The sequence below is a fragment of the Nonlabens spongiae genome, from assembly GCF_002117125.1.
Lineage (GTDB): Bacteria > Bacteroidota > Bacteroidia > Flavobacteriales > Flavobacteriaceae > Nonlabens > Nonlabens spongiae.
Genome location: NZ_CP019344.1, coordinates 2821452 through 2836990, shown reverse-complemented (window position 1 = coordinate 2836990; position 15539 = coordinate 2821452). Strand labels below are relative to the sequence as shown.

General features: G+C 40.2%; 13 protein-coding genes. 7 read left to right on the top strand and 6 right to left on the bottom strand.

The window, feature by feature from the left end:
- Positions 1–9 precede the first annotated feature (9 nt).
- The 3 genes from BST97_RS12945 to BST97_RS12935 all read left to right on the top strand — a co-directional run bounded on the left by BST97_RS12945 (position 10) and on the right by BST97_RS12935 (position 4265).
- Positions 10–927, top strand: coding sequence for a PfkB family carbohydrate kinase (locus BST97_RS12945; protein ID WP_085767637.1), 918 nt, complete (start codon positions 10–12; stop codon positions 925–927).
- Between the two features lie 140 nt (positions 928–1067).
- A complete protein-coding gene (locus tag BST97_RS12940) occupies positions 1068–2969 on the top strand; it encodes an amidophosphoribosyltransferase (RefSeq protein WP_085767636.1) in 1902 nt (633 codons plus the stop codon).
- 39 nt (positions 2970–3008) lie between these two features.
- Positions 3009–4265 carry a hypothetical protein gene (locus BST97_RS12935; RefSeq protein WP_157111671.1) on the top strand — a complete coding sequence of 419 codons (1257 nt, stop codon included), beginning with the start codon at positions 3009–3011 and terminating at the stop codon, positions 4263–4265.
- 73 nt (positions 4266–4338) lie between these two features.
- Here the strand turns inward: BST97_RS12935 and BST97_RS12930 are convergent, their stop codons facing one another.
- Positions 4339–4947: a superoxide dismutase gene (locus tag BST97_RS12930; protein WP_085767634.1), complete on the bottom strand. Its 609-nt coding sequence runs from the start codon at positions 4945–4947 to the stop codon at positions 4339–4341.
- 391 nt (positions 4948–5338) lie between these two features.
- On the opposite strand from BST97_RS12930, the gene BST97_RS12925 reads away from it, so the two are divergent.
- From BST97_RS12925 to BST97_RS12915, 3 genes are all read left to right on the top strand, one after another.
- Positions 5339–8488: a UvrD-helicase domain-containing protein gene (locus BST97_RS12925; RefSeq protein ID WP_085767633.1), complete on the top strand. Its 3150-nt coding sequence runs from the start codon at positions 5339–5341 to the stop codon at positions 8486–8488.
- Positions 8489–8554: 66 nt separating this feature from the next.
- A complete protein-coding gene (kbl, locus tag BST97_RS12920) occupies positions 8555–9751 on the top strand; it encodes a glycine C-acetyltransferase (protein ID WP_085767632.1) in 1197 nt (398 codons plus the stop codon).
- Positions 9752–9857: 106 nt separating this feature from the next.
- A complete protein-coding gene (locus BST97_RS12915; RefSeq protein ID WP_085767631.1) occupies positions 9858–11237 on the top strand; it encodes an OmpA family protein in 1380 nt (459 codons plus the stop codon).
- Positions 11238–11641: 404 nt separating this feature from the next.
- Here BST97_RS12915 and BST97_RS12910 read toward each other — a convergent pair whose 3' ends face one another.
- The 5 genes from BST97_RS12910 to greA form a co-directional block, all read right to left on the bottom strand.
- Complete coding sequence (locus BST97_RS12910; RefSeq protein WP_085767630.1) at positions 11642–12646, bottom strand: acyl-ACP desaturase; 1005 nt, start codon at positions 12644–12646, stop codon at positions 11642–11644.
- Positions 12647–12680: 34 nt separating this feature from the next.
- Positions 12681–13262, bottom strand: coding sequence for a lysophospholipid acyltransferase family protein (locus BST97_RS12905; protein ID WP_245833576.1), 582 nt, complete (start codon positions 13260–13262; stop codon positions 12681–12683).
- A gap of 271 nt (positions 13263–13533) precedes the next feature.
- A complete protein-coding gene (locus BST97_RS12900) occupies positions 13534–13944 on the bottom strand; it encodes a BrxA/BrxB family bacilliredoxin (RefSeq protein WP_085767629.1) in 411 nt (136 codons plus the stop codon).
- Positions 13945–14033: 89 nt separating this feature from the next.
- The gene (locus tag BST97_RS12895) at positions 14034–14438 is read right to left on the bottom strand and encodes an HIT family protein (protein ID WP_085767628.1); all 405 of its coding nucleotides are present in this window, start codon (positions 14436–14438) and stop codon (positions 14034–14036) included.
- Complete coding sequence (greA, locus tag BST97_RS12890; protein ID WP_085767627.1) at positions 14435–14914, bottom strand: transcription elongation factor GreA; 480 nt, start codon at positions 14912–14914, stop codon at positions 14435–14437. The genes BST97_RS12895 and greA overlap by 4 nt, the downstream gene beginning before the upstream one ends.
- A gap of 195 nt (positions 14915–15109) precedes the next feature.
- Between greA and BST97_RS12885 the strand changes: the two genes are divergently transcribed.
- Positions 15110–15511 (top strand): Rieske (2Fe-2S) protein, encoded by a 402-nt coding sequence (locus tag BST97_RS12885; protein ID WP_245833575.1) that lies wholly within the window; start codon positions 15110–15112, stop codon positions 15509–15511.
- Positions 15512–15539: the final 28 nt, after the last annotated feature.

Sequence of the window (15539 nt, the reverse complement as noted above, 5' to 3'; positions counted from 1 at the left end):
AATAAATAGATGAGCAAATTAGTGGTAGTGGGCACGGTAGCCTTTGATGCAATTGAAACACCCTTCGGAAAAACGGATAAAATCCTGGGTGGAGCGGCGACATTCATAGGACTATCAGCCAGTCATTTCAATACGGAAGTAGGTCTTGTAAGTGTGGTAGGTGGCGATTTTCCTCAAGAATATCTTGAAATGCTGGAAAACCGCGGCATGAATACAGACGGTATAGAAGTGGTTAAAGACGGTAAGACTTTTTACTGGTCGGGCCGTTATCATAATGACATGAATACCCGCGACACACTAGCAACAGAACTCAACGTATTGGCTGATTTTAACCCTGTCGTTCCTGATAACTTCAAAGATGCCGAAGTCGTGATGCTAGGGAACCTCCACCCTGCCGTTCAATTAGGTGTAATCGAGCAGACTCCTGCTGCTAAACTGATCATACTGGATACGATGAACTTCTGGATGGACAGTGCGCTGGATCTTTTACACCAAGTGATTGCTAAGGTGGATGTGATTACCATAAATGATGAAGAAGCGAGACAACTTTCAGGCGAATATTCATTGGTCAACGCAGCTCGTAAAATCCAAGAGATGGGTCCTAAATATGTAGTAATCAAAAAAGGTGAGCACGGAGCACTGCTCTTCCATGAAGAGAACATTTTCTTTGCACCTGCTCTTCCACTAGAGGAGGTTTTTGATCCTACGGGAGCTGGGGACACTTTTGCTGGTGGTTTTGCAGGTTTCCTTTCTGCTAGTGGTGATTATAGTTTTGAAAACATGAAGCGGGCGATCATTTATGGATCAAATTTTGCTTCCTTCTGTGTGGAAAAATTTGGAACCGAGCGCATGCAATCCATCACTAAAGATGAAATAAATACACGTTTAGAACAATTCAAAGCCTTGACCAAATTTGAATTGAACTAGCCCACGGTAAGCAATCTTTACCAATTGTCAGGCTGAGCTTGTCGAAGACCTAAAACTTGAAGTAAACAGATTCTGGATCCAGTCCAGAATGACAGTGATTAGTATTGTAAATTGTAATTTTAAAGTCTCAAAATACTCAAATGAGTGACCCCCTTAAGCACGAGTGCGGTATCGCGCTCATCAGACTTCTTAAACCTTTAGAATACTATAAGGAAAAATACGGTACAGCTTTTTACGGCATCAATAAGATGTACCTGATGATGGAAAAGCAGCACAATCGCGGTCAGGATGGTGCTGGTTTTGCCAGTATCAAGCTTGATGTAAAACCCGGCCAGCGATATATCTCAAGAGTACGTAGCAATGCCGCGCAACCCATTCAGGACATTTTCGGACAGATCAATGATCGGATCAATCAAGAATTACTGGAAAATCCTGACATCAAAGACGACGTTGCTGCTCAAAAAGCACAACTCCCGTACATAGGAGAATTACTGATGGGTCACGTACGTTATGGGACTTTTGGCAAGAACAGCATAGAGAGCGTCCACCCGTTTTTGAGACAAAACAACTGGATGCACCGTAACCTCATCATGGCGGGTAACTTTAACATGACCAATGTTTTTAAGCTCTTCAACAAGTTGGTTGAGCTGGGTCAGCACCCAAAAGACATGGCCGATACCGTCACGGTTATGGAAAAAGTAGGCCATTTTCAAGATCGGGAAGTACGTAAGCTGTACAAAAAATTCAAAGCAAAAGGGTTTAGTAAAATAGAGGCTTCTCCAAAAATCGCTGAAGAACTCAACGTCGGCAAAATTCTTAAAAAGAGTGCTCGCGATTGGGATGGCGGTTATGCCATGGGCGGACTTATGGGACATGGAGACGCGTTCCTATTGCGCGATCCAGCAGGAATCCGACCAGCTTATTATTACCAAGACAACGAAGTCGTAGTGGTTGCAAGCGAGCGACCTGTTATTCAAACCGCTTTTAACGCTTCTTTTGAAGAGGTAAAAGAATTGGATCCTGGAAAGGCAATCATCATTAAGAAGAACGGTACGGTATCCTTAGAGCAAATCAGTGAGCCGCTGGAGCGCAAAGCCTGTAGTTTTGAGCGTATCTATTTTTCACGCGGTAGTGACAAAGAGATTTATCAGGAGCGTAAAGAGTTGGGTAAATTGCTGTTTCCAGCGATTATGGAAAGTATCGACGACGATATAGACCACACCGTGTTCTCCTATATTCCTAATACTGCAGAGACTTGTTTCTACGGTATGATTGAAGAAGGACATGAAGTCCTTAATCGACAGAAGAGAGATTATATTCTAGCAGGTGAAGGAAAACTGACTAAGGAGCAGGTGGATAGCACGCTTTCGCGAAAGCTAAGAACCGAAAAAATTGCGATCAAAGACGCTAAACTGAGAACTTTCATTACAGAAGATTCATCAAGAGATGACCTGGTAGCTCACGTTTATGATGTGACCTATGGCGTTGTGAAGCCCGAAGACAATCTGGTGATCATAGACGATTCCATCGTAAGAGGAACAACGCTCAAGAAGTCCATCTTGAAAATGATGGATCGCCTGCACCCTAAACGAATCGTGGTCGTGTCCAGCGCCCCACAAATACGCTATCCCGATTGTTATGGAATCGACATGGCACGACTTGAAGATTTTATCGCTTTTAAAGCTGCCATCGCACTACATAAAGACCGAGGTACTCATGATAAGATTGTAAATGAAGTTTATGACAAGTGTGCCGCTCAAAAAGATTTTGAAGATGAAGATGTCGTAAATCACGTCAAGGAAATCTACGCTCCATTCACCGATCAAGAAATCTCAGATAAGATAGCAGAGCTCCTCGCAGCCAATGAAATCAATGCAGAAGTGAAGGTCATTTATCAGACTGTTGATAACCTTCACAAAGCTTGTCCCAAAAACTTAGGCGACTGGTATTTCACTGGTGATTACCCCACTGCTGGCGGAAATCGTGTTGTTAATCGAGCTTATATTAATTTCTTTGAAGGGAATAAGGAAAGGGCTTATTGATATAAGTCAATGTTTTACTTTTGTGAAAAATTTCACAAAATGAAAAAATTTTTACTTGCAGTCGCATTAATGAGTACAATTACCGCTGTAGGACAAAGAGTAAAGTCTGAAAAGTTAGAGTATACAACAGAACGTTTACCCTTGCAACCTATCAATGGCAACATTGCCGGTTATAATTTCAAGGTCTCAACACCTTACCCTGAAGACAATAGCGCGCTGGAAGACTTTGCAAAACAAAAATATCAAGAAGAGCTTGACAATTATCCAGCCTTAGTTGAAGAGTCTAAAATTCTTCACGAGCAGGCTATGGAGCAATACGACCAGGATGTTCTGACCGCTCGAGAAAATTTCAAATTAGAAAGTGAAGAGTTCAAGAAATTAAGTCTAGTGGAGAGACTTGCGATGTCAGATCAAAAGCCAAAATTAAAACTGCCCTCAAAACCCTATTATCGAAAACCTGCTGAACCTTATTATAAAAAGCCCAATCTATCTAACTCTATAGTTTTTAAGGGTGAGGTACTCGCTGATTCTTACTTGCGCCTTGATGGATATGATAAAAGTGAAGAGGGTGATGACGTGCTTACTGGTCAGGTCGTTTTCTATGACTTTGAGAAAATGGATGTCTCTACAGAAGTTAAGCAGGAAAGTTATTACAGTAGAAGCGCTAAGAAAAATCTCAACCGTAATGTCACTTATTATATCACTAAATACAAGAGACCTACTGAACTAACTTTGACTTACAATGGTGAGACTCTACACTCTGGCATCTATGATTTGACCGGAGAATATGTGGAATATAACGATAAGTCTCGACCTAACATGTTCAACATCGAGAAGCAAACTATTAGTGATAATCTCTCAGAAATCAACGCTTATATCAATGACTTTTACGGGATAAGTCAGCAGGTTAATGCTGTAGAAGTTTTTTATGTAAAAAATAAAAAAGGTGAATACGATGATCTTGAAGAAGCTAAAGAGGTAGCTCTAAAAGCCTACGCAGGTTTTGATATTAATGGTGATAACGAGTTATTGCTAGACGCAATTGATATCTGGAAAACAGCTCTTGAAGAATCTGATCTTGAAGATAGAAAAGCCCGGATCGACACAAAAGTTACCGAGGCTATACTCTTCAATCTTGTGGAGGCCCACATTGCACTTAAAGATATTCCTACTGCTGAGGGCTTTCTGAAAGATCTTAAGTCCATGAAATTGAACTACAGTGAAAAGCAAAAAGTCGAAAGCTATGAAACACAACTAGCTTCTATTTCTGAACGTTTAGAAGCTAACGGGCTTTAGGTCGAGACACCTTAATTAAAAAATCCCCATCGCTGGCGCGATGGGGATTTTTTGTTTTCAGCTTGAAAATGTTCTATTTATTCTCTGCGTATTTCTTAGAAACTTCTTCCCAATTGATCACTTCAAAAAATGCGTTGACATAATCAGGTCTGCGATTCTGATAGTTTAGGTAGTAAGCGTGCTCCCAAACATCAAGTCCTAAAATAGGAGTACCTCCACAGCCTACACCAGGCATTAATGGATTGTCTTGGTTAGGAGTAGAACATACTTCTACTTTCCCACCTTTATGGACACATAAGAAAGCCCAACCAGAACCGAATTGTCCTTTGGCGGCTTCGCTAAATTTGTTCTTGAAATCGGCATAAGAACCAAATGCTGAATTGATTGCATCAGCAAGGTCACCGGTCGGCTCTCCTCCTCCGTCAGGACTCATCACCTCCCAAAACAAACGGTGGTTATAAAAACCTCCTCCGTTGTTACGTACAGCTTTATTATCCATATCTAGGTTCATCAAGATATTCTCAATGGTTTTACCCTCGTTGTCTGTACCTTCAATAGCGCTATTCAGTTTATCTGTATACCCCTGATGGTGTTTACCATGGTGGATTTTCATGGTTTTCTCATCTATGTGTGGCTCTAGTGCGTCGTGTGAATAAGGTAAATCTGGAAGTTTAAATGACATATTATTTTTTTTTGACTGTTAATAAAGTACGTAAAATTAACCCTCAGTTAGGATATCTTGAAAAAAGCGCTGTTATTTTGTTATTAAAGTTCGCTTTGATCGGCTCGCTTTGCGATCCGAGCTGTAAGCAGTAAGCTTTAGGAGGTAAGCAGTCATCTTAGAAAATTGATAGGTAAATCCTTCTTAAATTATTAGTAACAAGCTCGAAATTCTCGCAAATACGAGTCCATAATTCATTTATGAGCTTAGGAAACATAAAAACTCTATAAGTTGTTCACTGAAGCTCAGCCCTCATAAGTCTGAAGTCATAACTCCTCACATCACAATTCTGCATTCTGAATTCAACATTCTTAATTCTAAATTCCTGATTGTAATTCCTACCTTTAACGCTATGAATGCACCAACTACCTTTTACAGCGCTAGCGCAGGATCTGGAAAAACCTTTACCCTGGCACGAGACTATCTCACACGCCTTTTTGAATCCCCTACTCACAATGCATATCGCAACATTCTTGCGGTAACGTTTACAAATAAAGCAGTTGCCGAGATGAAAGAACGCGTCTTAGAGTATCTCTTTGAATTTACGAAAGAACTTATTCCAGAAAGTTTAAGCGCTGTTGCAAATCACATACAAGAAAAAACGGGTTTAGATGATGAGGCGTTTCGTTTAAAAGCTCAGAACATACACAACAGGCTGTTGCACGATTATTCGGCATTTGATATCGTGACCATAGATGCCTTCAATCATAGAATTCTCAGGACCTTTAGCAGAGACCTTAAACTTCCTGATGGCTTTGAGGTGGAGCTCGATGTGAACAACCTTATCGCTAAAGCTGTCCATAAAGTGATCGCCCGTGCTGGTGAAGATAAGGAGCTGACTGATCTGTTGATCAGCTTTTCGCTATTCAAGATCAATGAGGGCAAGAGCTGGGATATCGAGTATGACCTCATGAAGGTAGGTGAACTCATTGCCCAAGAGAATCATTACTCACATCTCGAACTCCTCAAATCTAAATCGCCTAAAGACTTTAAATCCCTGCAAAAGGTATTAAAACAAGACATTGAAGATATTGAAAACCATCTTGCGTCAGCAGCTGCTATGTTGCGTGAAAAAGCGGCATCTTTAAACTTAACAGCTACTGATTTCAAGGGTGGTTCACGCAGCCCTTTCAATCTAGTGGTAAAGACCTCTCAAGGAGATCTTTCGGTAAAACCGGATACCGCTTCAGTAAAGAATTTGCTTGCCGGTGACCTATATACCGCAAAGATGGATGGTTCTACGAGAGCCTCAATTGAAGAGATGGAGGAAGATTTATCCGCTTTCGCGAAAGCATACCAAGAAAACTGGGGCATGTTCAGCTTCAAGCAAGACGTGATCAAAAATCTGGTGCCGCTATCTGTACTCAACGAAATCTACCAAGAAATTGAGAATATAAAAAATGATGAAAAGATTGTACCAATCTACGAGTTCAACGGCTTGCTGGCACGTGAGGTAAAAAATCAGCCAGCGCCTTTTATTTATGAACGATTGGGAGAGCGTTATAAACATTTTTTCATCGATGAATTTCAGGATACCAGCACCATGCAATGGGAAAATATGGAGCCGCTGGTTTCTAACGCCCTACAGCAGGAGACGACAAGCGGCAAACGAGGATCGCTCATGCTAGTGGGTGATGCAAAACAATCCATTTATAGATGGCGTGGCGGTGATCTGGATCAGTTTTTAAAATTATTGAATGTACCACAGCTGTTTATGCTTGAGAAAAAGCAAGAAAGTCTTGCATTCAACTGGCGCAGCTATGACAACATCATTGATTTCAACAATTCTTTTTTTGAATTTTACAGCGATTATCTGGAAAATGGAGCTTATCAAGAGCTTTATCAAAAGCATTTGAAACAAAAAAATCGTAAAAGACCAGGAGGTTTCATTCAGATCGATTTTCTGGACAAGGCAAATTTTCAGGATGATGAGGATGCTGGCATCTACCCTACTCACGTCCATGATCTGGTTTTACAAGCTCAAGGAAATGGTTTTGCTCTGGGTGAGATTTGCATTCTCGTACGCACTAATAAGCAGGGAAATGAGATCGCAAATTATTTGATATCGCAGCAAATTGCGGTGGTTTCTGGAGATAGTCTCCTTGTCCAGCATTCATTGAAGGTTCAGGTACTAGACAGCTTGATGCGATTGTTGAACAATCCTGAGCAGCAGGAACTCAAGTTTGATTTTCTATTGGCTTACGCTAGATATATTCAAATGGATGACGTTGCTTCCTTCGTAGAAAGCAATAAGAATTTAGAGCTTGATAAGCTCTTAAATGAGGTTTGTGGTGAAGAGGTTGATGGGGTTTCCGCTTTCGCGAAAGCGAGTTTATTTCAAAGCGCTGAACTTTTATCATTCAAACTGGGTTTAAATAAAGAACCAGACACCAGATTGCAAACTTTCTTGAACCTGATCCATGAATTTGAAATGGGCAAAGATGTGTCGCTGAGTGCATTTTTAGAGTATTGGGATATCAAGCGTTCCAGCCTGAGCGTACCGGCGATGCACGATCGAGATGCCGTTCAAATCATGACGATCCATAAATCTAAAGGACTGGAGTTCCCAGTAATTATTGCACCTCATGTAGATAGCCCGCTCATGGACACTAAAAGGGATCAAGCCTGGATACCGGTAAGCGATCAAGAGTTTCATAGCTTTAAAGAAGTTCTCATCCCGGTAAAAAAAGACCTTGCTCTTTACCCAGAGCCCTTGCCCGAAGTCTATCATATTCAGGCTCAGAAAAGCCAGATGGATCATATCAACTTATTGTATGTCGCCTTTACTCGATGTAGGGAGCAACTGTATATAGCTTGCAAAGAAAAACCGGAACCTAGAAATAGTGCCTCTTCCCCCAGTCAGAGCCAGTTATTGAAAAGGTTTGTACTTTCTCAAGACTTTTCATCACATTCAGCTGAAGGATACGAGAGGTTTTTATCAGGTATAGAAATCAGAAAAAGTACACCTAAAGAAGAGCAAGCTGCCCAGATCATTACAGAGCAAATAAGAAGCAATGAATCCAAGCAGATTGAGGTATCGACTAAAAAGGGAATGCTTTGGGCTACGGGAAGAGATGCCTCTATAGCATCAGGAAATAGGCTCCATTACTATTTATCACTAGTTAAAAATGCCGATGATGTACCGGCAGTTTTAGACATCATAGAAAAAGAGAGTGATCTCAACAACGAGGAAAAGCATAGCTTTAGCTGCAGTATAATGGAGCTGGTCACTCATAAAAAGACTCAGGCCTTTTTTAATTCAGATGCAGAGGTATTTACAGAAAAGGCTTTACTCCTAGATGATGGTAGTAAGCAGATTATCGACAGATTGCATATAGACCAGGGAAAAATCACTATCATAGATTTTAAAACGGGAGAGCAAAGAGAAGAACACGTTTATCAAGTGCAACGCTATCAAAAAACTCTTGAAGAAATAGGCTACAATAAATTTGAAACCTACCTTATATATACTGATGATATAGAGGTCGTAGCCATTAGCTAGAATTTATCATTTAAAGCAAGGCTCTAGGGGAGCTGAATTTTATCTTTGAACCATAAAGAACGAGTTATGTACGGATCAATAAAAGAACATCTTCAAAAAGAACTTGAAGAGATCAAAGAAGCAGGATTATATAAGACGGAGCGTGTTATCACATCTCCGCAAGATGCTGTAATTACCCTTGATGACGGTAGCGAGGTGCTGAATTTTTGCGCAAACAACTACTTGGGATTGAGTTCCCATCCAGAGGTAATTAAAGCGGCTAAGGAAACGCTGGACTCTCATGGTTTTGGGATGAGTTCTGTAAGATTTATTTGCGGCACTCAAGATATCCACAAGCAACTGGAACAAAAACTAGCCGATTTTTATGGCTGTGAAGACACGATTCTCTACGCGGCTTGTTTTGATGCTAACGGTGGAGTATTTGAACCGCTCTTGACTAAGGAAGACGCTATTATAAGTGATTCTTTAAACCATGCTTCTATCATAGATGGTGTAAGGCTCTGTAAAGCTGGTAGGTATAGATATGCAAGTGGCGACATGGCTGATCTAGAGAAGCAACTTCAACAAGCTGATGAGGATGGCGCTCGTTTTAAACTGATCGTAACAGATGGTGTATTCTCTATGGATGGTCTTCTCGCTCCACTAGACCAGATCTGCGACCTCGCAGACAAATATGACGCCCTGGTGATGGTGGATGAATGTCACGCAGCTGGATTTTTAGGAGATACAGGACGTGGCTCTCTAGAAGCTAAAAATGTACTAGGAAGAGTAGACATAGTAACTGGAACCCTAGGTAAAGCGTTAGGTGGTGCAATGGGTGGCTATACATGTGCTAATAAAGAAGTCATAGAAATATTAAGACAAAGAAGTCGTCCTTATTTATTTTCTAACTCATTAGCTCCATCAATTGTAGGAGCTTCAATCAAAGCGCTTGAATTAATCGACGAAAGCAAAGAACTGATTGAAAAGGTTCAGGAAAACACAAGATACTTTAAAGCCGGGTTGAAAAAGCTAGGTTTTGATTTCATCGATGGTGAAAGCGCAATAGTGCCTGTAATGCTTTACGATGCAAAGCTATCTCAACAAATGGCTAATGCCTTACTGGAAGAAGGTATCTACGTTATCGGATTTTTCTATCCAGTTGTTCCAAAGGAAAAAGCTAGAATCAGAGTTCAATTGAGCGCTGCACATACTAAGGAACACATCGACAGAACGTTAAATGCTTTTGAAAAAATTGGAAAATCACTGGGGATAATTGAGTGATGGAATAGGTAAATCCGTATTAAATTAATATAAAATTATGCGAATATCCTTGTGGAAGTAAGTGATACGTTTAATTTTGCTCTTTGTAAATAGTAAAAAACTTCACATGAAAAACATGTACAAATTTCTAGTTGCGGCTCTGATAATAGCGAGCTCAGCAACAATGAACGCTCAAAACGATGAGAATCGATGGGCATTTTCAGTTGGTATAAATGCTATCGATTTATATCCAGTGGGAGAAGAAAGCCAAGGTTTAGGTGGTTATTTTGATGAATTTTTTAATGTTGATCATTATAATATCTTAGCAGCACCTACTAGATTTGAATTAGGTTACTATATCGGAGATGGTATAGTAGCAACAGCTGCTGGATCAATTAACAAAATTGACCGAGCTGGAGAAACGAGAATAGATGAGCTTACCTATGTAAGTTTAGATGGTGGTCTTCGCTATAATCTTAACGAACTTTGGAACGGATCTTATCTTTTCAATCCTTATTTAGGTGTAGGTGGTTCTTACCAATGGTTAGAAGATGATGGCTTCGGAACATTCAATGGTACTTTTGGTTTTGATATCGCCGTTACAGAAAATGTAGCGTTCAATATTCAAACAACCTACAAGCATGCATTTGAAGATGCTTTTCCTAAACACTGGCAGCATGTTGCTGGTATAAAATTCACATGGGGAGCTACTGATACAGATGAAGATGGTATCGTAGATAGTAAAGATGAGTGTCCAGAAACTCCAGGTTTAGAAGAATTTAATGGTTGCCCTGATACCGATGGTGATGGAATAAAGGATTCTGAGGATGACTGTCCTAATGAAGCGGGTCCAATGGAAAACAATGGATGTCCTGATACAGATGGCGATGGTGTGTTAGATAAAGGTGACAAATGTCCAGATGAAGCTGGTAAAGCTGAGTTGATGGGTTGTCCAGATGCTGACGGTGATGGAATTGCTGATGGTGATGATAATTGTCCTAATGAGGCTGGTCTTGCCAAATTCAATGGTTGTCCAGATAGTGATGGAGATGGTATTCAAGATTCAGAAGATGAGTGTCCTAATGAAGCTGGTGTTGCTGAATTGAACGGTTGTCCTAAGCCAGTTATGCCTACGGTAGAAGTACAGAAACAATTGAATGAGTATGCTAAAACCATCTTATTTGAATTGAATAAGGCTGACATCAAAAAAGAATCAGAAGAGGTATTGATGGATATCGTTGAAATACTAAATGAGTATCCAGAAGCTAAGTTTACTATCGAAGGTCACACTGATAGCTCAGGAAGTGCTTCTTACAACGAGAAACTATCAGATTCAAGAGCCTTGTCGGTTAAAGATTATCTTACAAGTCACGGTGTTGACAAGTTCAGATTGACTTCTAAAGGTTACGGAGAGGCTAAACCTATAGCTCCTAATAATACTAAAGCTGGTAGAGCTCAAAATAGAAGAGTTGAGATCAACCTTGTAAAAGAGAACATGGATAACTAAAAGTATCCTTACCTATATCCCAAAGGCCGCTAGATTTAACTAGCGGCTTTTTTTTATCGGAATTATTTTATTACTTTATTACTGAGATTTTATATACACTCAAGTTACCATATCACGTTAAACTTTATTTTAAGCTAGATTGATCGAGATTTAAGTAACTTGATGATCCCTCAGCTTATGATGAGAGGTGATTATTTAATTTAGATTTCAAAAAGTTAAGGGATTACTTATGCAATCAGACCAGCGACTCATCCTTAAGTTCATTCTTGAATTAATCAAGTAGCGCTGGTCCTTGTCTCGCTTTCGCGAAAGCGTAATCAATCTATAACACACAATAATTCCTAAAACAAAAAAGCTGATCTTATCATTTAAAGATCAGCTTTTAAGATATATGTATTTGTTAATTAAGAAGCCACTACCGCTGGCTCGACCCAGGTGAACTTAGTAATTTCACTAGGTATTTTTACCCGTTGAGCAACTCTGGTCATCCTCGCGGGTAATTTCATCAAATAGTCGCGCGCCTTCTCACCTTCTTCATTAAGGTTTTCAATGCTCGCTATATCCCATTTATCAATGAGTTTTTGCAGAATATCTATATAATCTTGAGATGTATAAACTCCTATGCGTTGAGCACTGTTAGAGAAATCTTCAAATGCAGAGCTGATGGTCTGGCCAGTTTCTCTCAAAAAATGAGCTGGCATAACGATTTTATGCACCATCATCTCTTTAAAAGCAACCATCATGTTGTTAGGATCTACTTTGAATATTTCGTCTACAAACTTACAGTAAGCCTGATGATGTCTCATCTCATCACCTGAAATGATGCGACACATTTTAGACAACGCAGTGTTTCCATACTGTCTTGCTAACTTTGCTACTCTATTATGTGAGATGTAGGTTGCAAGTTCTTGAAATGATGTGTAGACAAAGTTCTTGTATGGATCTCTATCAGTACCTATATCAAATCCGTCATTGATCAAGTGATGCGTGGTAATCTCCACCTGACGCATGTTTACTCTACCTGAGAGATAAAGGTATTTGTTCAATACATCACCGTGCCGATTTTCCTCACCGGTCCACTGACGAACCCATTTAGACCAAATATTACCTTTATTCTCATGCTGGTTAACACCTTCTACATCCATAAGCCAAGACTCATAAGTAGGTAATGCTTCCTCAGTAATGGTATCGCCCACTAGCGCTACCCAGAGATCATAAGGAAGCTCTTTGGCAAGTTCTTTAATTTCTCTGACCTTCTCAAAAAAGTTGTCAGCTGTACTATCAGGTAAAAAGTCACTAGGTTGCCAGATTTTCTCAACGGGAATTAAGAATTGATCCATGAAAGATTCAACTTTTCCCTCAAGTGACTGCATTACTTCAATGCGTATATTTTTTAGGGATTTTATCATTGTTTAGATTTATATGATTCTAATGAAGAAGGGTTTACAATATAACTCCCTTGTGAACTATTTCTTGCGCTTGATCAATCACTTCATCATGATTACGATCCTTGAGCGGTATAGGATGATGACAAGTAACCTTTATATGATTCCCAATACCATAAGGAAATCTGCCATACCGATCTATTTTCCAGCTGTTATTAATTGAGACCGGAACCACCACGGCTTCTGGAACGTATTTAAAAATAGTTTTCAAACCGCTACGCTGGAATGGTTTAGGTTCTCCAGTGCGGCTACGCGTACCTTCGGCAAAAATCACAACGCTCCTATTTTTCTCGTTTACGTTTTTTGAGAAATTCGTTAGTGCAGCTATAGCTTGTTTACGGTCCTTTCTATCTATAGGACAGTTCTCTCCTATTCTGAGATTGAGCGAAATACTCGGGATTCCCTTTGCGAGCTCTTTTTTAGCCACAAATTTTGGATAGTATTTCCTCAAATAATAGATCATCGGAGGGATGTCAAACATACTCTGATGGTTGCAGACAAAAATATAAGACGGTCCTGTAGGTAATTCCTTACTGAACTCAATACTAAATGTATTGAATAAAGGAAGCTGAGAACCCATTAGAAAAAAATTCAGCGCGGCAACACTTTTTTGATGGAGATCATGTCCACCTATCGCATGACATATCAGTTGAATGGGGTGAAAAATCAGCAAAAACAAAAAAAACAATAGAAAATGAACTATTGTAAGGGGTAAGCAAGAATCTTTTGCATCTTACAAAGGTAAAGTGATGAAGTCTGTAAATGACAGAGTTGAGATTTATTTCTTATGCATGCATAAAAAGAAAACCCTGCCAGATTTGGCAGGGTTTAACAAGTTATTTTCTTGGTGCTTAACAGTTCTGATTGTAGGCCTCTTTAAGATTCTCAGCAATCATCTCTGCAGGACGCCCCTCGATGTGATGTCTTTCAAGCATATGGACTAACTCGCCATTCTTGAACAAGGCCATACTCGGTGAACTGGGTGGAAATGGAACCATTGCCGCTCTTGCCGTATCTACAGCCTCACGATCTACTCCCGCAAAAACGGTTACTAGATTATCAGGCTTTTTATCATTCTCTAGAGACATTTTTGCACCTGGTCGCGCATTTGCCGCGGCACAACCACATACAGAATTCACCACAACAAGTGTAGTTCCTTCTTTTGAAATTGCCTCGTTAACCTCTTTTTCTGTATATAAATGTTGAAAACCAGCGCTTCCTAAGTCGTCGCGCATGGGTTGTACTAATTCTGGTGGATACATATCTTAAATTTTAAGCACAAAGATAAAGCTCAATGTTGAAGTCTAAGTCATAATCATTATCATAAAACCTTATCGCAGCTTATGATTCATCAATTTTGAGACAAGCCGTTGTAAGATTCTGAGATCTTTTTTGCGATTTCCAGCATCTCGGTTTCTTCAAGAGAAACTTTGCTGGTGAATCTTATGTCTTCCATATCGCGCAACGGGATCAAATGCACATGCACATGAGGAACCTCCAGTCCTATGACTGACATCCCGACTCTTTTACAAGGCATTACCTCACGCATGGCGTGAGCCACCTTGCGCGAAAATTGCATCAAACCTGTATAGATGTCCTCATCCAGATCAAAAATTTTGTCCACCTCCTGTTTGGGCACGCATAAAATATGGCCTGGAGCGTTTGGATTGATGTCCAAAAAAGCAAAGAAGTCTTCCGTTTCGGCGATTTTGTAGGATGGGATCTCACCTGATATAATTTTGGTAAACAAACTCATGAGCCTCTGGAGATTTCTAAAATTTCTAATTTGATCACACCTACTGGAACCTGAGCCTCAGCAATATCACCTACCTGTTTACCCAGTAAGGCTTTACCTATGGGTGAATCTACAGAGATGTGTCCTTTAGATAAATCTGCCTCGCTCTGTGCCACTAGCTTGTAATTCATTACCATGTTATTGTTCTGGTTCTTGATCTTTACATTGCTGTGAATCAAAACCTTGGACAGGTCTAAGGTGTTCTCATCTATTACCCTTGCATTTGCCACGGTAGCTTCTAGTTTTGAAATGCGCATTTCCAGCATGCCCTGAGCCTCTTTTGCGGCATCATATTCTGCATTCTCACTCAAATCTCCCTTGTCACGCGCTTCAGCAATGGCTTGAGAGGCAGCTGGACGCTCCACATCCTTCAAATGTTGTAGCTCATCCTTCAACTTTTTTAAGCCTTCTTCTGTATAATAAGATACATTACTCATATAGTTCCTTTTAGGTTTACGCTTTCGCGAAAGCGTAACTTATCAAAACATCATTCTTTAAAATTCTGTCTATCAAACAAAAAAATCCCATCGCGATGTGGGACTTTTGTCAAATATAATAATAAACCTGTTTTGCGTTATACCTTTGATAGATCAAGACTTATGATTTTGCGTAAATTTTCTTTGTTAATAGCGATGTTTGCTTTTCTAGCCTGTCAAGACGATGACAGCGTCCGGCAGAATCCCTTTCTAGTGGACATATCTTTCCAGGTGCAGCTCAATACAAATTTACCACAGTACTCTCAACTTAATTTTGCTCAAAACGCCGTGCTGGTGCCTAATGCTGGCCTGCGTGGAGTTGTTGTCTACCACCAGGGAAATGAGCAATATCGTGCTTGGGAGCTGAGCGATCCTAATCACAGCCCAAGCGATTGTTCCCGTATGCGATTAGACGGCACGCAACTTACTTGCCCTTGTGCTGACGATGAGAATAGCTATGACATTATTTTGGGTTTACCTCTCACGGGAGATGGAGAGTATGGCCTTAAGCCTTACCGCGTGAGTCGCAGTGGTAATATCATTACAGTTTCTAATTAAAAAATATGCCTCGATCGATTTACGACCG

Excerpts from the sequence above, each read along its gene's own strand:
- BST97_RS12945 (WP_085767637.1), top strand. The coding sequence starts at position 10 with ATGAGCAAATTAGTGGTAGTGGGCACGGTAGCCTTTGATGCAATTGAA.
- BST97_RS12940 (WP_085767636.1), top strand. The coding sequence starts at position 1,068 with ATGAGTGACCCCCTTAAGCACGAGTGCGGTATCGCGCTCATCAGACTT.
- BST97_RS12935 (WP_157111671.1), top strand. The coding sequence starts at position 3,009 with ATGAAAAAATTTTTACTTGCAGTCGCATTAATGAGTACAATTACCGCT.
- BST97_RS12930 (WP_085767634.1), bottom strand. The coding sequence starts at position 4,947 with ATGTCATTTAAACTTCCAGATTTACCTTATTCACACGACGCACTAGAG.
- BST97_RS12925 (WP_085767633.1), top strand. The coding sequence starts at position 5,339 with ATGAATGCACCAACTACCTTTTACAGCGCTAGCGCAGGATCTGGAAAA.
- kbl (WP_085767632.1), top strand. The coding sequence starts at position 8,555 with ATGTACGGATCAATAAAAGAACATCTTCAAAAAGAACTTGAAGAGATC.
- BST97_RS12915 (WP_085767631.1), top strand. The coding sequence starts at position 9,858 with ATGAAAAACATGTACAAATTTCTAGTTGCGGCTCTGATAATAGCGAGC.
- BST97_RS12910 (WP_085767630.1), bottom strand. The coding sequence starts at position 12,646 with ATGATAAAATCCCTAAAAAATATACGCATTGAAGTAATGCAGTCACTT.
- BST97_RS12905 (WP_245833576.1), bottom strand. The coding sequence starts at position 13,262 with ATGGGTTCTCAGCTTCCTTTATTCAATACATTTAGTATTGAGTTCAGT.
- BST97_RS12900 (WP_085767629.1), bottom strand. The coding sequence starts at position 13,944 with ATGTATCCACCAGAATTAGTACAACCCATGCGCGACGACTTAGGAAGC.
- BST97_RS12895 (WP_085767628.1), bottom strand. The coding sequence starts at position 14,438 with ATGAGTTTGTTTACCAAAATTATATCAGGTGAGATCCCATCCTACAAA.
- greA (WP_085767627.1), bottom strand. The coding sequence starts at position 14,914 with ATGAGTAATGTATCTTATTATACAGAAGAAGGCTTAAAAAAGTTGAAG.
- BST97_RS12885 (WP_245833575.1), top strand. The coding sequence starts at position 15,110 with ATGTTTGCTTTTCTAGCCTGTCAAGACGATGACAGCGTCCGGCAGAAT.